Origin of the sequence: Dethiosulfovibrio salsuginis (genome assembly GCF_900177735.1) — a bacterium.
GTDB lineage: Bacteria > Synergistota > Synergistia > Synergistales > Dethiosulfovibrionaceae > Dethiosulfovibrio > Dethiosulfovibrio salsuginis.
Map to the genome: position 1 here is coordinate 1 of NZ_FXBB01000032.1, position 22,391 is coordinate 22,391.

Consider the following 22,391-nt stretch of genomic DNA (forward strand, 5'->3'; position numbering starts at 1 on the left):
TAGGCGGAACGATCTCTCCGAGGGGACTCGAAAGTGAGTTTTTAGAGGTTCCCTAAAGTTTAAATTTGTCCATGTCCTCTTTTAGTTCCTCTGTGTCTTTCAGGAGGCCCTTAGACCCGGAAGCCATTTCCTCGGCGGTTCTCAGAGTATTATCGGAGGAGCTCTTTACCGAGTGAACCCTCTCTGCCATCTGGGCTACCGCCGACGTCACGCTGTCCAGTGCCAGGGCCATCTCCTTGCTGGATGCCGCCTGTTCCTGGGCGACCGCCGCTATATCCTGTATGGCCTCGTTGAGGTTGTGAACGTCCTTTATCGACTCGGTCATCTCCTGTTTCGTGCTCTCCGCTAAGCTCAGGGCCTTTGCCATGCTGCTGGCGTTTCCCCTGGTTACCTCCATGGACTTGACGGTCTGAGATTTCAACCCCTCTATGAGGCCGTCTATCCTCCCCGCTGCGACGGAGGACTCCTCCGCCAGCTTTCTTACCTCCTCGGCGACCACCGCAAACCCTCTCCCCGCCTCCCCCGCTCTCGCCGCCTCAATGGCGGCGTTCAGGGCCAGAAGGTTGGTCTGGTCGGCGATTTTGGTTATGGTCTCCACGAAAGAGGAGATGGATTTTACCGACTCGCCGAGCTGTTCCATGTCGGAGGAACTGCTTCGGGACATACGTTCCGCCGTAGCCACCTCGTCCATAAGGCCGGACATATAGGATGCGGACCTCTCCGCCCTGTCGGAGGTTCGGGCGGCGATTTCCGCTCCGTCGGTGGTCCTCTCAGCTACGGACACCGCCCCTCCTGCTATCTCCTCTATGCCTGCGTTAGCCTGCTCCAGAGAGGCGGAGCTCGTCTCTAGATCGCTGACTACCTGGAACACCGCTCCTCGTATTTGCTCCATCGCCTGGGCGGTTCGATCGCTCATGTCCGCCATTGACCGGGCCTTGTCGGTGGTGCGGTCGGACTGCTCTATGGCTCTGCCTATCATGTATCTCTGGGCCTCCAGCATCAGCGCCAGAGACTGGGCCAGGTCTCCTACCTCGTCGTTAGGTATATTCCCGAAGTCGGCCTCTCTCGCGGATATATCCCCTTCCCCGGCTCTCTGGGCTATGGCGGCAACTTTTCTGATTGGGTCGGTTATCCTCTTCGATATGGACCAAAGCAGGCACACCACGAAAATCAGAGACACCGCCGCTAGGATGGCTATCGTAAAGGTCAGTTTCCTGATGGGAGCCATTGCCTTTCCCATGGGGAAGGCCAGCTCGAATATCCAGGGTCTGTCCACGCCCTCTATGAAGACAGGCACGTACTGGTGGAGCATAGTTCCCTCTGGGTGATTCACGGTGATCGAGTAGGGATTCCCCTGGGAGGTCGCCTTTATAATATCGTCTATGCGAGGATTTTGGCTCTTTTTGCCCAGGACCTCCTCCTCCGGCGACGCGGCGTAGATCCCCTGATCGGTCATGATGGAGGCGTAGCCCGTCTCTAAGGGCCTTATGTTACCAACGATTTCCCTCAATCCCGATATCTCAAGCTCCGAGTACATCGCCCCGAGGAACTCTCCCTCGTGGATTATGGGAATTCCGTAGTCCACCACCGTGACCTTTGAGCCCTCGAAGGTCCAGGTGGAAGGGGGAAATATCCTGGCCTTTTTGGAGTCCTTTATGCTCAGGTAAAATCCTCCTGGTTTCAGGTATCCCCCTTCAGCGGTGCAGGGCTGGATCGCCGCCTTGCCGTTGGATCGGGCGACCCAGGGAGCGTATCTGCCGTCTTCGTTGTGGTAAGGCCTGTCTCGATGTGCGTCGTCGTCGCCGTCCAGCTTGTCGGGCTCCCAGACGGTGTAGATGCCGAATATAAAGGGATCGCCGTCTAAGGTGCTTTTCAGCAGGTTGTGGTACTGTTCCCTGGTGGCTCCCGCTTCCCTCAGGCCGATAAAGCCGTCTCTGAGCTTCACAGCCGTCTGGGTCATGTGGAGAAAGTCGTTTTGGACCTGGTTGGCGTACTGGAAGGTGGTCGCCAGGACCTTATCCTCAAGCTGGTCGATGGAAGTCGACCTAACGGTGGTCCCTACAACCCCTAGGACCGCCAAAAAGACCAGTGTCACAGGCACCGTTACCCACAGCAACATCTTTACCCTAAGACTCACATAAATTCCCCCGATCGGCATATTGTTGCAGGACTTGAGACTCAAGTTTCCTGTTCCAATATATCAAAGGGATAACGAAAAAGCATCCACATTAGAGTATCTATTCCGTAACGTTTTTCGTGATTTTTATATCAACCGTCACGATCTCCGGCCTCGAGCTGGTCCTGATCGGTGGCCCCCATGTGCCCACGCCGCAGGAGACGTAGACGTAGGAACCTCCGACTTTTTCCAGCCCCCAGTCCAGAGGGTAGATCATCGATGTTATCAACTGAAACGGGAATAGCTGCCCTCGGTGGGTATGGCCTGACAGGAGCAGGTCCACCTGGGCTGTGGACGCCTCGTCCAGCGCATCTGCGATCGGAGTGTGATCTAGAACCAACACCGGCTCATTCCCACCGGGCATGATGTTTTTCAGCGGCGACCTGGATAGGCCCATTCTAGGTGCCTGAACGTCCTCCCTGCCCAATATCCACAGGGAGTCGTCGACCAGCACCGCCCTGTCCCTGAGCAAGGTGACCCCCGCACTTTCCAGTATTCTCTGGGATTTGCCTATGCCCAGATAGTATTCGTGGTTTCCCGGCGAGCCGTAGACCCCTAACGGGGCCCTCAGTCCCCTTAGCCCCTGGGCTATAAGCTCCAACTTAGGCCCGTCGGGGCCGTCCAATATATCCCCTGCCATAAGTATCAGGTCCGGCGACAGGCCGTTTGTCTTTTCGACCACTCGCTCCAGCCATTTGGGAGAGGTCATGAAGGATATGTGTAGGTCGGTCATGAGGGCTATCCTGAAGGATCGGTCCTCCGTGCCTGGGATCTCCAGAGAGATTGTCTTCGTCACAGGATAGCGGGCGTTTATCCACCCTCCGGCGACGATCGCCAGGGAAAGTCCGGTCCACAGGGCGAAGACCGGCACGCTTACTTTTGTCTGAGGAGGGAGACGAAGGACGATCCTTCCCAGTCTCCATATGTCCCAAAGGATGGCAGGGATAACCAGGTTGGGCAAGTAGGCCATCCAGAGATAGCCTATGTGTAGAAGATAGGGCCTGACGTTCTCTGGGATGAGCCCCAGGTTCAGTCTGCCCAGAGGAAACGAGAGGGCTGCCGCCATACCTAGCGTCACAGCCAAGTTGCGAAAAGCTCCGGCGGGCAGAGTGGAGGCCCACCGGAGCGTACCGTACAGGCTGAAGGAGCCGTATACGGAGAAGAACACCAGGAAGAACATTCTCATGGATCAGGATAGCGAGTCCACTATCGCCCTTAGGGCCTCCTGGGAGCCCTCCTTCAGAAACAGCGGCTTTGTGTCATCGCCGTAGATCCCCAGATTGTCCTCGAAGGTCGGCTTGCCCTCCTGGCAATAGAGGATTCCAAGGGGATAGTCGGTCCTCATTGCCAGTTCCATAGCGGCAGTCCTGTCCGTTTGGTCGTGGTCCTCAAGGATGTAGGTGTTGTCCTTGAACCACTTGAAGGTATTGATTTTATTGAACGACACGCAGGGCTGGAATATGTCCACCAGCGAATAGCCCCTGTGTCCTATAGCGGCCTTCATTATCTTCACAGTGTGGTCCAGGTTGCCCGAGAAGGCCCTCGCCACGAAAGTAGCCCCTTGAACTAAGGCCAGCGCCAGAGGGTTCACCGGATCGCTGGCGACCCCTCTAACCTGTATAGGTGTGGTCATACCCTTAGGGGACGTAGGGGAGGCCTGCCCCTTGGTGAGGCCGTAGACCATGTTGTCGTAAACCAGGTTGGTTATGTTCGGGTTTCGCCGTATTGTGTGGAGGAAGTGGTTTCCTCCCTCTCCGTACATATCTCCGTCCCCGCCGATTGCCAGCACCGTGAGGCTTGGGTTGGCCGCTTTGACCCCGGTGGCGTGGCTCAAGGCCCTGCCGTGGAGGCCGTTTAGAAAGTTGCACTTCATAAAGTGGGGGGTCTTTGCCGCCTGGCCTATTCCCGATACCACCGTAACGTCCTCAGGTTTGAGGTCCAGCTCCTCCAGTGCTATCTTCAGGGCCTCCAGTATCTTAAAGTCTCCGCATCCGGGGCACCAGGCCAGGTCCGCCCCGGGAAGGTCAAAGTTCGATTCTCTCATGGTTATTCCTCCTGGTCGGTTATCCTGGAAAGGCCCTCTCGGACCTGTTCCACCGAAAACTGAAGTCCGCAGTAGTTTCTCAGGTGGCCGTCGGCCTCTTTGCCGGTTAGCTTCCTTATCTGTCCCTCAAGCTGGCCGTCGTGGTTTCCCTCGACTACGATAAGCTCCTTTGCCGACTGGATCAGGGCTAGGTCTTGGTCCATCATGGGCCATATCTGCCTGATCCGAAGCAGGGCGGTATCGGATAGCTTCAGTTCCTCGAGGGCTTCCTCCACCATAGGGCCGGTGGAGCCCCAGCAGACTATGAGCCTGGTCCAGCTGTCCGGGCCGGACAGCTTCCCCGGAACTCCGTCCTCTTTAAGCCACCGCTCCTTTTTGAACCTCTTGTCGGACATCCGAACTCTAAGCTCGAAGTCCTCAAAGACGTGGCCCTCCTCGTCGTGCTCGTGGCTGTCGCAGCCGACCAGTCCATCTCCGTATCCTGGGATGGCCCTCGGGGAGATTCCGTCCGCCGTGTCCTCGTAGCGGCGGTATTTTGGGTTCGATTTAACGATGCACTTATCCGGCTCAGGGGCGGAAAAGGCCTCCGTCGGGACGTCTTTGATGGTGTTCAATATGTATTGGTCCGTCAGGATCACCGACTGGACCTGATATCGGTGGACCATCTGAAAGGCTTTCGCGGTGAGCTGAAAAGCCTCCTCCAGGGTGCCAGGGGCCATCACTAGCCTGGGGAACTCGCCGTGGCCGGCGTGGACCGCCAGGTTTAGGTCCGCCTGTTCGGTCCTGGTCGCCATGCCGGTGGCTGGGCCGGGCCTCTGCCCCAGGTGAACCACCAGTGGGGTCTCCGCCACTCCCGCCAGGCTGAATCCCTCGTACATCAGGGAGAATCCCCCGCCGGATGTGGTCACCAAGGGGCTGGCCCCGGCGTAAGACGCCCCTACTGCCATGTTTATCGCCGATATCTCGTCCTCCACCTGCTCCACGGCGATCCCCAGCCTCAGGGCGTTTTTAGCCGCAAAGCCCAGCACCCCTGTGGCCGGGGCCATAGGGTAGGCTGTGACGAAGTCGCATCCTCCGGCGATAGCGCCCATGGCCACCGCCTCGGAACCTCCGACGATCTTCCTGTCCGAGGTGTTGCCCTTAGATGGCGAGGGAAGATGGGGAAACCGTCCCCTTATCTCCGCCCCCAGGGTTACCCCCTTTTTGCAGGCCGAGGCGTTCTGTTCCACCGTCTCGTCTCCCTTTTTGCCGAATCTAGAGCGGAAAAAGTCGACCGCCTCCTCCTCCGATGAGTCGGTGAGGCCCAGTACGATCCCAGCGGCTATGACGTTGGAGTACAGCTGTGAGCCCGCCTCTTTTGCCATCGACGTCAGAGGAATGTCGTTAAACCTTAGGTGCTCCTTGAGACACTGGTCGGTCACTACAGATCCGTCTGCGACGATCACGGTGTCCTTATCGATCCTGCTCTGGATGTTGCTTCTGATCCCCGGACTCAGGGCCACCAGCAGGTCGATCCTGTCCACCAGGCCATCCACGGGCTTCGAGGAGATTCTCAGTTCCGTGGAGTTGTTGCCCCCTCTCACCCTGGACATATACTCCCTGGTGGCGAAAACGTGGTAGCCCGATCTCTTGAGCACCCTGACCAGTATATCCTCCACGGTCTGAACCCCAAGCCCCGCCGCCCCGCATATGACGACCGAAAGATCCCTATCTAAAGCCATGCAAGTTCCCCCTCTCTCTCTAGGGGACCTCTAAAAACTCACTTTCCAGTCCCCTCGGAGAGACCGTCCCGCCTGCGCCCTGTTTCGCCCAATCGTATACTCGACATGCCTGTTCCGTACGAACCGCCTCGGAGGGCACGTCCTGTGCCCCCTCGGCTTGGGGCGACGTCCTGTCGCCCCATTCGACTACACGACGGCATGTCGAGTATACGGGCTCAAATGGGCTCCGTCGGAACGATCTCTCCGAGGATTAGAGTTTTTAGAGGTGCCCTCTATGTAGTCCTGGATATAATCCTACCACATCGATGTGGTTTTTAGAGGTCCCCTATATCAGTCCGCTAAAAAAAGCTCTATTTTTTCGCAGGCCTTTTCGAGGTTTTTTTTCAGTATAGCTGCCGCTTTCTCCGGCTCCCCGTCCATGCCCGCTTTCACGATCTCCAGATGCTTATGGTTGTGTTCCTTGAGGTCGACGGTCTGGTGGTATATTCTCACGTATCTCATCATGGGGGCTCTGATGGAGTTGATCAGTCCTAGAAGGTTAGGCATGTCCGCTTTTTGGTATATGTAGGAGTGGAAATCCCAGTTTATGGTGCTCAACATGGCGGGATCACTTTCGTTCAGCCCCTTTTCTGCCAGAGCCATAGCCTCCCTGAACTCCTCGGAGGTCATCCTTTTCAGGGCGGTCTCCATGGCCATGCACTCCAGCACCGCTCGAATTTTGAAGATTTCCTGAACTTCCTTTTTGGAGATGCTCTTGACTATCGCTCCTTTATAGGGCTCGTAGATCACGTATCCCTCCCCCTCCAGCTGAATGAGAGCCTCTCGGACAGGGGTGCCGCTGACGCCGTAGTTTTTGGCCACCTCCGCTGCCCGAATCTGATGGCCCCCCTGTAGCTTGCCGGAGAGGATCTTCTCCTTTATGGCGGAGTAAATCTTTTCCTTGTTCGTCGGTGATATCTCGGATGAATTTTTATTTTTTAGCACCAAAAAACTACCTCCATCGATTTTTGTCGCTGCAATAAAGCGATCAGGGCATCCTAAGCCAGGTGCCCTGATCGCTTTACTCGATTCTATCCAAGCCTTTTAATGCACCTCTAAAAACTCTGTTTCTCGGAGAGGTCGTTCCGACGGAGCCCATTTGAGCCCGTATACTCGACATGCCGTCGTGTAGTCGAATGGGGCGACAGGACGTCGCCCCAAGCCGAGGGGGCACAGGACGTGCCCTCCGAGGCGGTTCGTACGAAACAGGCAGGTCGAGTATACGATTTGGCCAGGGCGTAGGCGGAACGACCTCTCCGAGGGGACTCGAAAGTGAGTTTTAGAGGTTTCTTTTAGACACTATGTCGATAACCACTCTGTCGACGTCCTTCATCCCTCTGACGTTAAGGGCCACAGCGTTATCCACGGTCTTCGATATGTCCGATGGGTCTACCACTCCTTGGGTTCCCTTTAGGTATTTGCCCTCAAGGGCCACCATCGCGGCGCAGTAGGCTTCGGCGGCTCCGGTAGAGACCTTCAGGGCACAGGTTTCCTTAGCCCCGTCGCACACCATCCCGACCAGGTTGCCCAGGACTACCTCCATAGCCTTGGTGGATTGATCCACAGAACCTCCTAGCAGGTGAACTATGCCAGCTGCTGCCCCCGCTCCTGCTGCGACCGCACAGCCGCACACCGGACTGAGACGTCCCATCCTGCTTTTTGTGAAGCTGGTGCTTAAGTGGCTGAAGGCTATGGCCTCGGCTATCTCTCTGCGATTTTTGCCGTGAAACTTGCCCGCCACGTATACCGGGAGAATTGCGGTAAGTCCGTGATTGCCGCTTCCGGCGCTGCTCATCACCGGAAGAGAGGCACCGTCCATTCTTGCGTCCGATGCCGCTGCGGCTATGGCCCTTATCTGGGAGGCCAGATCTCGGTCGTACAGCTCTCCCGCCATGGCCTTGACGGTCTTTCCCAGACCGAGGCCTACGTCGTGGTTCAGGCCGTACCCGGCGATCTCCATGTTCATGTCGACCCCTGCCATCACCGTCTCCACGTCGGAGTCGTCCAGGGTCGACGCCATGGACACCAGCTCCAGGTAATCCATCTCCGCCACCTGGGATGAAACCGATTTAGGTGCCGTAGAGAGGGTCGATTCCTCCCTCTGAAACAGAACCTCGTTGTCCTTTTTGACGGTCACTATATTGGTATGGGTGCCCTCTATGATACAGGTGGCGTCGTGGCCCTTTCCTCCCACCTGGGCCATTACGTAGACGCCGTGTCTCGCCATATCAGCCTCAAGGGAGATAGAGCCCTCGGAGATCATCTCCTTCGCCGCCTCGATGTCCTTTCCCGTGGCGTCTTTAAGGACCTCCAAGCCGTACTGGGACTTTCCGCAAACCACCGCTAAAGCGGCGGCTATGAGGTTTCCCCTGAGCCCCCCTGTCCCCGGTATGCCTACTGCCACCCCGTTTTTGAATATGCTGTCGCTGACTATGACCGATACGGTGGAGACGTCCTCCGCCAGGGTCTCGGTCGCCTTGGCTACCGCTAAGGCAACCGCCCCTGGCTCGGTACACCCTAGTGCAGGCTTTACCTCTTGAGCTAAAAATTCTTTAATATCGAACATGGTGCCCTCCCGATGGTGTGGATATGTATTATGATATGCAAGATTATATATGATTTCTTATGGGGATCAATAGAGCCTCGTCCTTTTTCTCGGTGATATAATTCAGCCGACCGTGGTAGGATAGGTCCGTGTGATTCAGACCAGTTTAGGAGGTTTTTTTATGGTAGATGTCTCTGAGGTATACGGTAGGGCGAAAGGTCTGGCTTCCTGGCTGAGGGATCTCAGACGGGATTTTCATCGCCATCCGGAGCTTTCGATGAAGGAGTTCCGAACCTCCGATAAGGTGGCTGAGGTGTTGACGGAACTGGGTATTCCCTTTGAAAAAGGAGTAGGTGGAACGGGAATAGTTGCCCGGATCGGAGGGGAAGGCCCTGCGGTGGCCCTCCGTGCCGACATGGACGCTCTCCCTATGGACGAGGTGTCCGGCAGGGAGTACGGATCGACCTGCCCTGGGGCCATGCACAGCTGTGGTCACGACGCCCATACAGCTATGTTGCTCGGCGCTGGGTCCCTTCTGTCCTCTATGGAACTCCCCGGTCCGGTGGTGCTGGTGTTTCAGCCGGGAGAGGAGATCGCAGAAGGGGCTTCCGCTATGGTGGAGACGGGGTTTATGGAAAGCCATGATGTAAAGGCGATCTTCGGTCTTCACGTCCATATTCCCCTCTCCGTCGGTCAGATAGGGGTCAATAAAGACCGTTGCTGTGCGTCGGTGGACAACTTTCGGGCGGTCATAAAGGGCAGAAAGGCCCATGGGGCCTACCCCAATCTGGGCAAAGACGCCATCGTCATGGCGGGGCAGGCCCTAGTTCAGCTTCAATCGGTGGTCGCCAGAGAGGTAGACCCTCTGGATGGAGCTGTCCTGACCGTAGGAACTATCCACGGTGGGACAGCCCCTAACATAATCTCCGATGAGGTGGTTATGGAGGGGACGTTGCGATCCCACAGACCTCAGGATAGAGAGCTTCTATCCAGAAGGGTGGTCGAGATAGTGTCCTCAGTGGCGTCCTGTGGAGGCGGTGAGGGGGAGGTTTCCTTCAACAAAGGCTGTCCTGCTGTCATAAACGACCGGGCTATGTCCGACATGATCATCTCAACCGGCAGGGACATGCTAGGCGAGAGCGAGGTGGCCGTTCTTGAACGTCCCACCATGGGGGGAGAGGATTTTTCCTTTTTCTCTCGGAAGGTTCCTGGAGGGTTTTTCCGTCTCGGCGCGGGAAGCGAGGCTAAGGGAATAACCTATCCCGCCCACACCTCCGATTTCGATATAGACGAGGACTGTCTCCCTGTAGGGTCCGCCATGTTGACCGAGCTGGCCCTTCGGTGGCACTCCTCCAGGACCTAGAGAGGTGCACTCGATGGCGTGCCACGATAGAGCCTCTCAGGGAATGTCCGTCTCCTGGAGGGGGCTTTGGATCGATCTGGGGCTGACTTTAGGAAAGATCCTCGCCGGTTTTTTTGGAAACAGCGCCGCCATGGTTGCCGACGGGGTTCACTCACTGTCCGACGCCGTCACCGACATAGTGGCTATATGGGGCTTCAAGATGGTCTCCGTTCCGGCGGACAGCTCCCATCGCTACGGTCACGGCAAGTTCGAGACCTTATGTTCCGTTTTCGTAGGGGTGGCTTTGATAGCGGCGGGGTTGGGGATCCTGTGGGCCTCGGGGGGTCGAATTTTTCAGGCTATAGGCGGAGACTTCCCCGATGCCCCAGGGATGATAGCCCTGGTCGCGGCGACGATCTCGGTCATAGTCAAGGAGCTTCTCTACCGCTATACCCTGTCGGCGTCCATAAGGTTAAACAGCCCCGCACTGAAGGCCAACGCCTGGCATCACAGGTCCGACGCCATGTCCTCCTTAGCGACCTTGGTCGGAATAGGAGGGGCTATCATCTGGAGCGGCTGGGGGAGGGTTCTAGATCCCCTCGCAGGGGTGATCGTCAGTTTTATGGTCATAAAGGTTGGGTGGTCTATCTGTTTTGACGGAGCCGACGAGCTCATGGAGGCTTCTTTGCCTGAGGAGATTTCCCGGGAAATAGTGGGGATAGGCGAGGCAGTGGAAGGTGTAAGAGATCTCCATGGCCTTAGAACCAGGAGAATAGGGGCATCCGTCGCCATGGATTTTCATCTGCTGGTAGACCCTGATCTTTCGGTAAGAGAGGGACACGACATAGCGACAGCGGTGGAGGAAGTTATTCGAGATAGGTTTGGCGAGGATACCATAATATCGGTACACTTAGAGCCAGACGAAAGGGGAGGGGCACCTCTAAAAACTCACCCTTAGGTCCCCTCGGAGAGACCGTCCCGCCTGCGCCCTGTTTCGCCCAATCGTATACTCGACCTGCCTGTTCCGTACGAACCGCCTCGGAGGGCACGTCCTGTGCCCCCTCGGCTTGGGGCGACGTCCTGTCGCCCCATTCGTTCTACACGACGGCAGGTCGAGTATACGGGCTCAAATGGGCTCCGTCGGAACGATCTCTCCGAGGAGCAGCGTTTTTAGACGTTCCCTGTAGCTATCTCTTAACTATGGATACCCGGCACTTCTTGACTACGTCGTCGGGAAGGGCGGCTATCTTTGCGGCGTCGCTATCGCTTACCACTATGTCCACGTTTTTAGGCGACTCGACCTTGAGCGGTTTTACCGTAAGAGGGGTCGTCGCCACCCTGGGCTGGTCTTTCGCCCACCCTATGTTGCTGTGGTAATCCGCCAGTCCTGAGGCCAGGAAGTGCTCCATATCGACCTGGTCAAAACTGTACACTTCTTTCCCCGATACGGACACTACCCTGAACGTTATCGAGGGTATCAGAGGAAGGTCTCGGCAGTCCAGGACGAGGCCGGTGTTTTGAGACCTAGTCGGCGGTTTGGGCTGAGGGGCTGGGACCTTTTTCTCGTCTTTTTCCTTCTTTACCTGCTGCTGAATGGAGGGCAAGGTAGCCTGTCGGATATCCTTAAGGTATATCCTTCCCGATAGGGTGTATATCTCGCCGTCCCACTCCGAGTCGGTTATGGCGACGTTCTTTATGAACCCTGTGACGGAGGTCATAACTCGATCGTCGGCCATAAAGTTCTCCATGGTGGTCTCGGAGGTTATCTGAACTCCCTTTATGAACTCCAGAAGGTTTCTCTGAAGGTCGACGACCGCCCCTCTCCGGGCGAGGAGTTTCCCCTGTCCGGTCCCTTCTTTGCCGGTGGGCGGTACAGCCTGTCCCACCGCTTCGATGTAATCTCCTGTCCAGTTAAGCACCGCACTCTGTCCCTGCTGCACCACCGATTGCTGAGCTCCGGCGGAGGTGGCCATAAACAGCGCCAGTGCTATGGCGAAAGCCTTTCTCATGGAAAAAACCTCCCATCTTCTCTATAAGATACTCCCATGCCCCTACGTATAGTTTAGTCCGACAAATCGCTGAGGGCAAGGGTATTTTCTGTTTTGTCCTTTTTGTGTTATATGGTATTCTAAGATCGTAGAGGTGTATCTGAATAATCTGTCTCATGGGGGGGGTGGTAGCTTGGCGCGGTTAAGCCGTTTTATCCTGGTTTTTCCCCTGGTTTTCCTTTTTCTGGCCTCCGACGTCTCTTTCGGGGCGACTCTCCCTAAAGACGGAAGGGTAGCGGTGGTTATGAGAGGTTCCGGCGTGTTGGGCCGGGCGGACGTCGCTGGGGCGGCATCGGCCATAATAAGGGAGCTGTCCAAGAGGGGATACCCTGTTGTGGACAAAGACAGGCTGGATGCCATGGAGAGATCGGAGGCGGCCAGGTTGGCCCTCGAGGGAGACGTAGAGGCTATCATGGCATTAGGGCGAAAGTACGGTGTTCGCTATTACGTCCGATCGGTGGCCGACGGCCATAGGCCTGTGGTCAACGAGTTCGGTCTCTACACCGCCACTGTGACCATATCCATACAGGCCTATCGGGCTTCTGACGGAAGGTATCTTTTTGCCGACAGCACGGTAGGGAAAGAGGTAGGCTACACCTCCGAGGAGGCGGCGAGTAAGGCCCTTATGGTGGCCGCCGAGAAGGTCGCCGTCGCTTTAGCGGAAGGTGAGGTGGTCTCAAAACCTCAACCTAAGTCCGGCGGAAAAACCTATACCCTGTCGGTCTCAGGGCTAGCTGGCCTGGTCGGAGCCGAGTCCTTCAGGAAGGACCTTCAGGCCATGACTGGGGTCGATTCGGCCTATCTGAAGTCCGGGCTTGGGATGGCCTCACTGGAGGTCGTCTTTCAGGGCACGGTGGATCAGCTTGCCGGTGCTTTATTGGCTAGTTTCAGCGGATTGGTCGTGGAGGGAAAGACTCCTGGATCCCTTAAGTTGAGGATGGGGAAATAGTTTTTCACCGGAAAGGAAGTGTTTGCCTTGAGGAAAAAGTATCTGCTGGCCCTTTTGGTCGTAGCCCTTTGGACCTCCCTCGTTTTACCCGCTTTCGGAGAGGTTCGGCTCTTTGTCACTAAAAACACCGTCAAGCTTTACGACCCTGTTTTAAAGGATCACTCGGTTTTAAACGACTTTGCGGTCTCCGGCTGGAAGACCCACAACAACCTGGCGGTGGTCTGGAACGATAGGGAGGTCCTGGCCTACGATATCCGAACCCATCAGTGGATCCCTCTGACAGGGGTGTCGGTCCAGATGGCCCTTTTGACCGACGATTTCGCCATAGTATGGAACAAAGACGGCACCGCGGTGTTCGACGCATCGGTCCCCCAGTGGTTTATAGCTCCTCCAACCGTAGGGGATATAAAGACCGCCTTGCTTTCCAGAAAGATAGCCCTCGCTATGACGGACCACGAGTTTATGGTCTACGATTCGGTTCTCAGAAACTGGCAGACCGCCGCCATGGAGAACACCGACAGGACCTTCGACGGTGCGGTAGGGGATGACCTGGCGGTCTGCTGGGACGCTTACGACGTGTGTGTCTACGACATGACGATGCATCGCTGGGAGATAAAGCCTATCGCCGGTGTGCAGGCGGCGGTGGTGCTGGGCAGAGAGCTTCGGGTGGTCACGGCGGACAGGATATACACCTACGATGCCATGAAGCATCGCTGGTTCGATAAGGTTCGCTGACGCTATGTCCAGGCTCGCTTGGGGAGCTGCCGTCTTCGTCGCCGTTTTACTGTGGGGAAATGGGGCCTTCGCCATGGTTTTAGCGGTAGGTGATTTTAACGCCCACGGTGCCTCCTATTCGGTTGGACAGTCGGTCATAGAGATGCTATCCAGCCAACTCGCCGGTAACCCTCGTTTTCAGCTGGTGGAGAGAAGGCAGTTAGACGCCGTGGCCAGACAGCAGCGAATAGCCCTGTCGGGAATGGTAAATCCCGAGGAGGCGGTGTCCATAGGGAAACTGGTTGGGGCTAAGTATTACCTTCAAGGTGCGGTTAGCCACTTTGGTGTCCTCACCTTACTCACAGCCAGGCTCATGGACGTGGAGAGAAGGACGGTGGTCGCGGCCTATCAGGCTATGACCTCCGAGGGAGAGAGAGGGGTACCTCTGGCTGTCAGGACCATGGCGGCGGAGATCACCGCTTCCTTGACGGGCCCCGAGCCTGCCGGGACAGCCAGAGACGACTACAGATCCCTCCTGTACGATGCCCTGGGATACTATAACCAGGAGGATTACGGCAGGTCCCTGAGGTTCTGGGATCGAATGGTCCAGATGAGCCCTAAAAACGCCACACTCCGGTTTATAGTGGCGGCGATGCACTACAGCAGAGGTCGCTACGGGGATTCTGAGCTCTCCGCCAAAGAGGCGGTGGCATTCGATCCTGACTTCGCCGAGGCCTATTTGCTTCTCGGGAAGGCCATGTTCATGAGAGGTCGAGACTACGAGGCCACAGGTCCTCTGGAGAGGGCAATAGAACTTAACCCCAACCTGGCGGAACCCTATTTTCTCATAGGCCAGGCGTACAAAAACCGTGGAAGGCTTGAGGAAGCTATGGAGTATTTCTCCATGGCGGTGCAAAGGGACCCGAACTACGTCGGTGCCTACGTGGCATTAGGGCAGATGTTGGTGGAGGTTGCGGAGCTAAAGTTGGCCAGGCAGGTGCTTACCAGGGCGGTCCAGCTCGACAGCTCCAACGCTGGAGCCCGATTTCTGCTTGGAACCGCTATGGCTCTCGAGGGAGACGACAAAGGGGCTAGATCTCAGGTTCAGGCGTTAAAGCTCCTGGACCCTGGCTTGGCGGTAAAACTGGAGGAACTTCTAGAGTAGCCCTTGAGGGCTAGAGAGGAGAGAGATCGATATGAAGAGATTTATAGCCATGCTTTTCGCGGCGTTTATGACCCTTTCACTGGCGGGAATGGCGGTGGGCTCATTCGGTGGACACTCCTCCGGTGGAGGAGATAGTGGTGGTAGCGGAGAGGGCGGAAATGCCGGTTCCGCCGCATCCGCAGCTGCTACCAGGCAGGTCCTAGCTGCTGCGGCGATCTACTTAAAAGACGGCGATTGTGGTAAGTTTATGCCCGTTGCTAACAGAAATCTCGATAGAATGGACGAGGGGGAAAAGGGCGGGATCATGTGCCTCATGGCCAAGTGCTACTTCAAGGGCAACAACTACGATCAAGGTAAGGCCCTGATAATGACGATCCTGAAGACCCAGTACGACTCGGTAACCGAGCTTTTAGGGGATCGGGAGAAGGTCAGGACCTTGGCTTCCGCTATCTTCGCCGGTGAAGCTGGTAAGAGAGGCAAGGCCGAGGATATTCAGGAGGTCCAGAAGTTGGTGGACAAGGATTCCACCTTGGACAGGCTATTGGTCAGAGATGGAGATGGCTCGCTGGTCAGCAGGACCAAGCTATCCTACGTCCTCAGGTTTCACGAGGCCCAGGCCTACAGGAACAGCGACAGAGCCAAGGAGGCACTCTCCATCCTGAGAGAGCTTTCCTTCTCCTCCGGCAAGATCATGGTGGACGGAAAGATCGAGGGATTGAGGGACGCGGTGGACCGGATGACCGCCGAGATCCAGGCCACCGCCATTAGGTGGCTGAACAGGGTAATAGCATCGTGATCAGAAGGACTGCGGCGGCGATCGTTATGATCGCCGCCTTCTGTCCATCCGCCTGGGGTTTTGCCATGGCGGTGGCAGATTTTAAGCCTAACGGAGTTCCGTTCCATCTCGGCTCGGCGGTAAGCGAGGTTATAAGGATCGAGATGGCCTCCATACCGGGGGTGGACCTTACGGTGGTCGACGTAAACCACGTAAAAAAGGCGGCTTCAGAGCAACGAATCGGAATGTCAGGTCTGGTTGACCCTGCCTCCGCCGCAAAGGTCGGCAAGGTGGTAGGGGCCAGATACGTACTGGTTGGATCGGTGAACTCTCTAGGAGGGGAGGTCTCACTGGAGTCAAGGCTTATAGACGTGGAAACCGGTACGATCCTGGATAGCCTGTCGGTCGTCTCCTACGATGGTCAGGAGGGACTTATCGAGGCCGCCAGATTTCTGGCTGGGGATCTCAAAATGATCCTAGTCAGCGACGATGGCTAGATAGGAGGTGTCGGCTATGAAAAGACAATTAGCTTTGGCGATTTGTTCCCTGTTGCTCCTGATGTTAGGGGCTACTGGGGCTTGGTCTGTGACCATAACCACCCACGGAGGTGGGAGTCCATCGGTGGTCAGACCATCCCAGCCAGGCTCTCAGCCCAGGCCTAGCCCGAAGAAAACGGGTATAGCTCAGCTGGATCTCGCCTCTCAGGAAAAAGGGAGGCTAGCTCAGGCGATGGAACTGGCTCGGTTGACGGGAATGCAGGCCAAGGTGGCTCTGGATGATCTGGTCTCAATGGAGGGTAAAGACGTTCCCGCCGGAGAGATAAGGGCAAAACTTGTCTACGCTCAGGAGACTCTGGAGGCAATGGAAAAGGCGGGAAAGAGGCTGGAGGACTCGGCCAAGCTGGTAAGGATGACCTGGGAGGGCCGGTTTGGCCCGGAGGATCGACTGGCGGCACTGGAGGAGCTCTTTCAGGTGATGCCCGCTTTCGCCGGTTTCGACGGGGGATACGGTTTTGTTACGCCGGAGCAGGTTATCCAGCAGGAGTTTCAGAAGATAGGGAGAGGGGCCAAACAGACCTTCGAGAACGCCATGAGTACCGTGGAGGCTGGAGGGCGGGCGGTCAGAAACTTCGCTTCATATCTTGGAAACGCCGTTAAGAGCGGAGTGGGGAAGGTGACCGGTGCGGTGGCCTCAGTGCATCACAGGATAGGCAACGTGGTGGGACAGAAAAACTGGGCCACCATAATGGCGGGAACCAAGTTCACCGCCGCTGTAGTCGGCTCAGGAGTCGCCCTGGTGGTGGCACTCCCCGCCACCGCTACAGCAGCAGGGGCTCTCACAGCGGTGGCGATCTACACCGCCGCTAACGTCGGGGCTGGGGTGTCTTTCGCAAACGATATATCCACCATTCAGGGACATGGAGGCCCCGACGACCTGGATAGCGCTCTAACCAGGATCAACCAAGGGACCGCGGTTATCGGTCTGGTGACCTCCGGGAGCGGATCGGAGGTGCTGGTGAACGTAATAGGCATATCGGGGAACGAGATAATCGGGACCACCGACCTTCAGCATATGACCCCTGAGGAGCTCTCAGGCTATCTGAACGAAAGAGAGAGAAAGGAATTTCTGGAGAAGCTCGGCGCAAGACCGGAATACCGGGCCCCTACCGACATCGGTAGCGGCGGTGGCGAGGGAGAAGGAGGAGGTTCCAGCGGCGGTGACTGTGGGAATCATTGATGGCCTTTCCTTCTGATTGATTTAACGAAAACGGGGGAGGGACCAAGGTCTCTTCCCCTTTTCGTTTTGGCTATCTGTATCTGTCGTATATAGCCTGAAGTCTCCCGTCCTCTCTGGCCCCTTTAACAGGTGTATTTTCGGTGACATGCCCGAGAGTTTTGAGAGGGAGTTTCGGTCCAGAATGGAGAGTACCTCCCTGGCCGATCTGGTTAGAGAGGGATAGGTGCCGTTGAGAGGGGAAAGGTTTATGTCGGAAAAGATAATGAGAAAAATCATAGTCATAGACAGGGAAAAGTGCGATGGCTGTGGCCTCTGCGCCCAGGCCTGTCACGAGGGAGCCATTCAGATGGTGGACGGTAAGGCGGATCTGGTGAGCGAGAGCTACTGCGACGGCCTAGGTGATTGTATCGGGGAGTGCCCAGTGGGGGCCATCTCCTTCGAGGAGAGGGAGGCCGCTCCTTACGACGAGGAGGCGGTAAAAAAGCATATTGGAGGTTGCCAGGGCTGTCCTGGTACCATGGCCCGGTCCATAGGGAACGTCGAGACCGTCGAAGAGAGCCTCGCTGTGGCTCCTCCATCGTCCAGGCTAGCCAATTGGCCGGTCCAGTTGAAGCTGGTGCCGGAGAACGCTCCCTACCTTCAGGGATCCCACATAGTCATAGCGGCGGACTGCACCGCCTTCGCCCACCCCGATTTTCACAGGGTTTTCTTAGGGGATGGAAAGGTATGTCTGGTGGGGTGTCCCAAGCTGGACGATTCTGAGGCCTACAGGGAGAAGCTCGCCAGGATCATCGTCGCTAACGGTCCTAAGGCGGTTACGGTGGTCTATATGGAGGTTCCCTGTTGTGGCGGCATGGTCCGACTGGTGGAGGCCGCCATAGAGGCCGCCATGGTCGATCTGGATTACACCAAGGTAAAGCTGGCTTTACAGGGCGAGGAACTGGCCAGAGAAAGCGTGAGATATCGCTTTTCCCGCTGAGGCTAAAGGGAACCTCTAGAAACTCACCTTCGAGTCCCCTCGGAGAGACCGTCCCGCCTACGCCCTGGCCCAAACGTATACTCGACCTGCCTGTTTCGTACGAACCGCCTCGGAGGGCACGTCCTGTGCCCCCTCGGCTTGGGGCGACGTCCTGTCGCCCCATTCGCACTCAAAGGCGGCATGTCGAGTATACGGGCTCTGGGCTACGTCGGAACGGTCTCTCCGAGGATTAGAGTTCTTAGATGTTACCTAAAGGAGGTTTTTTGATATGAGCTACAGAAATTACGACGGAGATAGAGGGTCTTTCGACATCAGGGATCTGGTGTCGGTGCAGGAGGGAGCGGTGGTCAGCAGGACCTTGGTTGACAGGCCGGTAGGGACGGTTACGGCTTTCGCCTTCGATAAGGGACAGGCCTTGAGCGAGCACTCCGCTCCCTACGATGCCCTTGTCCAGGTTGTTGAGGGGGAGTTGCAGATATCCATCGGAGCAGAATCTCATACAGTCACCTCCGGCAGATGGTTGCTGATGCCTGCGGATATCCCCCACGCCCTCCAGGCCAAAGAGCCCTCTGTGATGCTTCTGACCATGATAAGGGGATAAAATAAAGTGATTTTTGTTGACATGAGGTGCCTGTAGGGTATAATCTGGAGCCGTACAATTGATACTCTTATCGAGAGAGGTGGAGGGACTGGCCCTGTGAAACCCGGCAACCTGCCCGTTCGGGCGTAAGGTGCTAAAACCAGCGACTGTGAGGTCGAATGATAAGAGGAAGGCCTAAAGCAAGATATCACGGGATCCTTCCTCTGCGGACGGGTCCCGCTTTTTTTGGCCCGATATCTTATCTGTGGAGGTATTTGTTATGGCTGAAAAGATTTTAATATCGTCTGAGTCTGTCACCGAGGGGCATCCTGACAAGGTTGCGGACCAGATCTCCGATGGGGTCCTAGACGCCATTCTGGCGGAGGATCCAATGGGCCGAGTCGCCTGCGAGACCCTTGTAACCACAGGTCTTATTCAGGTGGCCGGCGAGATAACCACCAGCACCTACGTGGACATCCCCAGAATCGCCAGGGAGATAGTGAAGGAGATAGGCTATACCAGGGCCAAATACGGCTTCGATGGCGAGACCTGTGCTGTGCTGACCGCTATAGACGAACAGTCCTCCGATATAGCCCTCGGTGTCGACAAAGCCCTCGAGTTAAAGGAAGGGGATATGTCCGACGAACAGATCGACCGCATCGGTGCAGGGGATCAGGGTATGATGATCGGTTACGCCACCGACGAGACCGAGGAGTTCCTTCCCATGCCCTTCGCCCTGGCCCAGAGGCTTTCCAGGAGGCTCACCAAGATCCGTAAAGAAGGGATACTGGACTACGTTCGTCCCGACGGAAAGACCCAGGTTACCCTGGAGTACGTTGACGGAGTGGCGGTCAGGGTCGATACGGTCGTCGTGTCGACTCAGCACGGTCCCGACGTGTCCCTCAGGGAGATTCGTGAGGATATCACCGAGCAGGTCATAGATCCCATCTTGCCTAAAGATCTTATCAAGGGCGATCTCAGGATATTGGTCAACCCTACCGGCCGTTTTGTCATGGGCGGTCCTATGGCTGACTCGGGGCTCACAGGCAGAAAGATCATAGTGGACACCTACGGCGGCATGGTTCCCCACGGAGGAGGGGCCTTCTCCGGCAAGGATCCCACGAAGGTCGACCGTTCCGGTGCCTATATGGCTAGGTACGCCGCAAAGAACGTAGTCGCCGCCGGTCTTGCCTCTCGCTGTCAGATCCAGGTAGCCTACGCCATCGGGGTTGCTAGACCGGTGTCCATTTTCGTAGAGACCTTCGGGACCGGCAAGGTGTCCGACGATCTTCTGACCGCTCTCGTGAGGAAGAACTTCGACTTCCGTCCCGCCGCCATGATCCGGGATCTGGAGCTCAGAAAGCCCCAGTATCGGCGTATCGCCGCTTACGGCCATATGGGACGAATAGACCTCAACCCGATGCCCGCATGGGAGAGGCTGGACAGGGTGGAAGCCCTTAAATCCGGCTCAGGGGTATAAAAGTATACACGAAGGCCTTCCTTGACCTGATGAAAGATTCTTACTATACTGTAGGTGGTCTAGATACAGTTATAGTGTGTTGCCGACGTAGATCGGTGAGGGGTAAGATATCTTTATAAGGAGGTTTTTTGATGCGTAAGTTTTTAGCAACTCTTATGGTAGTCGGTGTCCTGGTTATGGCAGTGGCCGGAGCGGCGTCGGCCAAGACTTTCATCTCCTTGGCTACCGGTGGAACAGGCGGTACCTACTATCCCGTAGGGGGAGGCATGGCGGACCTTATCTCCAGGCATCTTCCGGACATCCAGATGACCTCCGAGACGGGCAACGCCTCCGTGGCTAACTTAAACCTCATAGGCACCCACGAGATAGAGATGGCCCTGGTCCAGAACGACGTAGCCTACTGGGCCTATCACGGAGAGAGGATGTTCAAGACCCCTTATAAAAACGTCCGCCTCATCGCCTCCCTTTACCCCGAGCATGTCCAGTGCATAACCATGAAAAACTCTGGAGTCAAGGACATCATGGACATAGTGGGCAAAAGGGTTTCCGTCGGGGCCCCTGGATCGGGCGTCCAGGGCGATGTCTCCGCCATCCTTCAGGTCGCTGGTATCAAGTACGCCGACATGAAGACCGATTTCCTTGACTTCAACAACACCACACAGAGGTTTAAGGACGGACAGCTCGACGTCGGTTTCGTCACAGCTGGCTATCCTACCTCCTCCATCATGGACCTGGCCACCATGCACGATATCGACCTGGTGTCCTTCAGCGACGAGTTCATGACAAAGCTGACCGATACTTTCAGCTTCTTCATCAAGAGCAAAATCCCAGCAGGGACCTACAGCGGCATAGACTACGACGTCCCTACCCCTGCGGTTATGGCTATGTGGGTCTGCGACGCCGACCTTCCTGACGACCTGGTTTACAAACTGACCAAGACCTTCTGGGAGAACGTAGAGGAGCTTCACAAGGTCCACTCTAAGGCTCTTCTCTTCACCCTTGAGGGTGCTACCGCTGGAGCTTCCGTGCCGGTCCACGCCGGAGCCGCCAAGTACTACAAAGAGGTCGGAGTTAAGGTTCCTGACATAAAATAACCTATAGAAAAGAGGTGGCCTGTGCCACCTCTTTTCTATAGGTTCCAGCCGTATATATCGGGCCTTCTGTTTCTAAGACATGGGACAGAATGTCTTATAGATTCGACTCTCCCCATGTCGACCTCCGATAGGATAAGTCCCTCTCCGTCGGCCTTGCAGGCTGTGATGGTTCCCCATGGGTCGACCACGAGGGATTTTCCGTGAGCTCTGTACCGTGGTTTCATGCCGGTCTGAGCTGGGGCAAGGACGTAACATTGGTTCTCTATGGCCCTGGCCCTGAGGAGAGGCTCCCAGTGCTCCTTTCCCGTATCGGCGGTAAAGCAGGCGGGGACCACCAGTATACGAGCGCCTTTTAGGACCAGCATCCTGAACAGCTCGGGGAATCTGAGATCGTAGCAGATGGACAGACCTAAAGTCCCTATGTCGGTCTCTACCGTCACGACGTCTTTTCCCGGAGAGTAGCTGACCGATTCCATGACCGAAGGGCCGCCCTCCATGTCGATATCGAAAAGGTGTATTTTACGGTATATACCGGCGATTTCTCCCTCCGGCGAGATTACCACTGACGTGTTGTGACTCCTTTTATCCCCCTCTATCCTCTCTGGGATGCTCCCGCAGTGTACCCATATTCCCGCTTCCTTAGCTGCCTCCGATAGTCTGGCGATAGAGGGACCGTGTATATCCTCCGAGTCCGCCTCCCTGTCCTCCCCTGTGGCGGGCATGACGATGGACGTTTCGGGAAACGCCACGAACGAAACCCCCTGTTTAGCCGCCTCCGATATCATGCCCTCCATTTTCTGGAGGTTGATCTCCTTGTGAGGTCCGCTGTCCATCTGGGCTATGGCGATCTTTCGTGTTTCCATATCCTCACCTCCGGTTACCATTCTAATCGAGAAACAGGTTGCATGTCGATGGGATTGCATCTAATATCTTAGACGGGATGGCTATATTCGCCTCCCTACCCTTTGGGCTGGTGTTTTCCCCGAAGGGAAAAATTCTGATA

Annotated in this window: 20 protein-coding genes and 1 riboswitch; of the genes, 12 read left to right on the plus strand and 8 right to left on the minus strand. The window is 56.3% G+C overall.

What is annotated here, in order from left to right; genetic code table 11:
- Window positions 1-52: 52 nt before the first annotated feature.
- The 6 genes from B9Y55_RS10305 to B9Y55_RS10330 all read right to left on the minus strand — a co-directional run bounded on the left by B9Y55_RS10305 (window position 53) and on the right by B9Y55_RS10330 (window position 8,546).
- The gene (locus B9Y55_RS10305; protein WP_159448324.1) at window positions 53-2,137 is read right to left on the minus strand and encodes a methyl-accepting chemotaxis protein; all 2,085 of its coding nucleotides are present in this window, start codon (window positions 2,135-2,137) and stop codon (window positions 53-55) included.
- Window positions 2,138-2,237: 100 nt separating this feature from the next.
- Window positions 2,238-3,362 carry a metallophosphoesterase gene (locus B9Y55_RS10310; RefSeq protein WP_085545277.1) on the minus strand — a complete coding sequence of 375 codons (1,125 nt, stop codon included), beginning with the start codon at window positions 3,360-3,362 and terminating at the stop codon, window positions 2,238-2,240.
- Window positions 3,363-3,365: 3 nt separating this feature from the next.
- Entirely contained in the window at window positions 3,366-4,220 is an 855-nt protein-coding gene (locus B9Y55_RS10315) for a thiamine pyrophosphate-dependent enzyme (RefSeq protein WP_085545278.1), read from the minus strand.
- Between the two features lie 2 nt (window positions 4,221-4,222).
- Complete coding sequence (locus tag B9Y55_RS10320) at window positions 4,223-5,941, minus strand: 2-oxoacid:acceptor oxidoreductase subunit alpha (protein ID WP_085545279.1); 1,719 nt, start codon at window positions 5,939-5,941, stop codon at window positions 4,223-4,225.
- A 330-nt stretch (window positions 5,942-6,271) separates the two neighbouring features.
- On the minus strand, window positions 6,272-6,925 hold the full coding sequence (locus tag B9Y55_RS10325; RefSeq protein ID WP_234986216.1) for a GntR family transcriptional regulator: 654 nt from the start codon (window positions 6,923-6,925) through the stop codon (window positions 6,272-6,274).
- Window positions 6,926-7,259: 334 nt separating this feature from the next.
- Complete coding sequence (locus B9Y55_RS10330) at window positions 7,260-8,546, minus strand: L-cysteine desulfidase family protein (RefSeq protein WP_085545281.1); 1,287 nt, start codon at window positions 8,544-8,546, stop codon at window positions 7,260-7,262.
- 160 nt (window positions 8,547-8,706) lie between these two features.
- Between B9Y55_RS10330 and B9Y55_RS10335 the strand changes: the two genes are divergently transcribed.
- Complete coding sequence (locus B9Y55_RS10335; RefSeq protein WP_085545282.1) at window positions 8,707-9,888, plus strand: M20 metallopeptidase family protein; 1,182 nt, start codon at window positions 8,707-8,709, stop codon at window positions 9,886-9,888.
- 13 nt (window positions 9,889-9,901) lie between these two features.
- The gene (locus tag B9Y55_RS10340) at window positions 9,902-10,825 is read left to right on the plus strand and encodes a cation diffusion facilitator family transporter (protein WP_085545283.1); all 924 of its coding nucleotides are present in this window, start codon (window positions 9,902-9,904) and stop codon (window positions 10,823-10,825) included.
- 229 nt (window positions 10,826-11,054) lie between these two features.
- Here the strand turns inward: B9Y55_RS10340 and B9Y55_RS10345 are convergent, their stop codons facing one another.
- On the minus strand, window positions 11,055-11,876 hold the full coding sequence (locus B9Y55_RS10345; protein WP_085545284.1) for a hypothetical protein: 822 nt from the start codon (window positions 11,874-11,876) through the stop codon (window positions 11,055-11,057).
- A gap of 172 nt (window positions 11,877-12,048) precedes the next feature.
- Here B9Y55_RS10345 and B9Y55_RS10350 point away from each other — a divergent pair, with 172 nt between their 5' ends.
- The 10 genes from B9Y55_RS10350 (at window position 12,049) to B9Y55_RS10400 (ending at window position 21,388) form a co-directional block, all read left to right on the plus strand.
- Entirely contained in the window at window positions 12,049-12,864 is an 816-nt protein-coding gene (locus tag B9Y55_RS10350; RefSeq protein WP_085545285.1) for a hypothetical protein, read from the plus strand.
- 27 nt (window positions 12,865-12,891) lie between these two features.
- Complete coding sequence (locus B9Y55_RS10355; protein ID WP_085545286.1) at window positions 12,892-13,599, plus strand: hypothetical protein; 708 nt, start codon at window positions 12,892-12,894, stop codon at window positions 13,597-13,599.
- Between the two features lie 4 nt (window positions 13,600-13,603).
- Window positions 13,604-14,743 carry a tetratricopeptide repeat protein gene (locus B9Y55_RS10360; RefSeq protein ID WP_085545287.1) on the plus strand — a complete coding sequence of 380 codons (1,140 nt, stop codon included), beginning with the start codon at window positions 13,604-13,606 and terminating at the stop codon, window positions 14,741-14,743.
- Window positions 14,744-14,774: 31 nt separating this feature from the next.
- Complete coding sequence (locus B9Y55_RS10365; protein WP_085545288.1) at window positions 14,775-15,539, plus strand: hypothetical protein; 765 nt, start codon at window positions 14,775-14,777, stop codon at window positions 15,537-15,539.
- Window positions 15,536-16,015 carry a CsgG/HfaB family protein gene (locus B9Y55_RS10370; protein ID WP_085545289.1) on the plus strand — a complete coding sequence of 160 codons (480 nt, stop codon included), beginning with the start codon at window positions 15,536-15,538 and terminating at the stop codon, window positions 16,013-16,015. Before B9Y55_RS10365 ends, B9Y55_RS10370 begins: the two co-directional genes overlap by 4 nt.
- A 16-nt stretch (window positions 16,016-16,031) precedes the next feature.
- Window positions 16,032-17,255, plus strand: a complete 1,224-nt coding sequence (locus tag B9Y55_RS10375; RefSeq protein ID WP_085545290.1) for a hypothetical protein — start codon at window positions 16,032-16,034, stop codon at window positions 17,253-17,255.
- Window positions 17,256-17,517: 262 nt separating this feature from the next.
- On the plus strand, window positions 17,518-18,234 hold the full coding sequence (locus B9Y55_RS10385) for an ATP-binding protein (RefSeq protein WP_234986215.1): 717 nt from the start codon (window positions 17,518-17,520) through the stop codon (window positions 18,232-18,234).
- Window positions 18,235-18,502: 268 nt separating this feature from the next.
- Complete coding sequence (locus B9Y55_RS10390; protein ID WP_085545293.1) at window positions 18,503-18,835, plus strand: cupin domain-containing protein; 333 nt, start codon at window positions 18,503-18,505, stop codon at window positions 18,833-18,835.
- A gap of 64 nt (window positions 18,836-18,899) precedes the next feature.
- Window positions 18,900-19,003: riboswitch (SAM riboswitch) on the plus strand.
- A gap of 91 nt (window positions 19,004-19,094) precedes the next feature.
- Window positions 19,095-20,294, plus strand: a complete 1,200-nt coding sequence (gene metK, locus B9Y55_RS10395; RefSeq protein WP_085545294.1) for a methionine adenosyltransferase — start codon at window positions 19,095-19,097, stop codon at window positions 20,292-20,294.
- A gap of 131 nt (window positions 20,295-20,425) precedes the next feature.
- On the plus strand, window positions 20,426-21,388 hold the full coding sequence (locus tag B9Y55_RS10400) for a TAXI family TRAP transporter solute-binding subunit (RefSeq protein WP_085545295.1): 963 nt from the start codon (window positions 20,426-20,428) through the stop codon (window positions 21,386-21,388).
- 35 nt (window positions 21,389-21,423) lie between these two features.
- Here B9Y55_RS10400 and B9Y55_RS10405 read toward each other — a convergent pair whose 3' ends face one another.
- Window positions 21,424-22,251: a carbon-nitrogen hydrolase family protein gene (locus tag B9Y55_RS10405; RefSeq protein ID WP_085545296.1), complete on the minus strand. Its 828-nt coding sequence runs from the start codon at window positions 22,249-22,251 to the stop codon at window positions 21,424-21,426.
- Window positions 22,252-22,391: the final 140 nt, after the last annotated feature.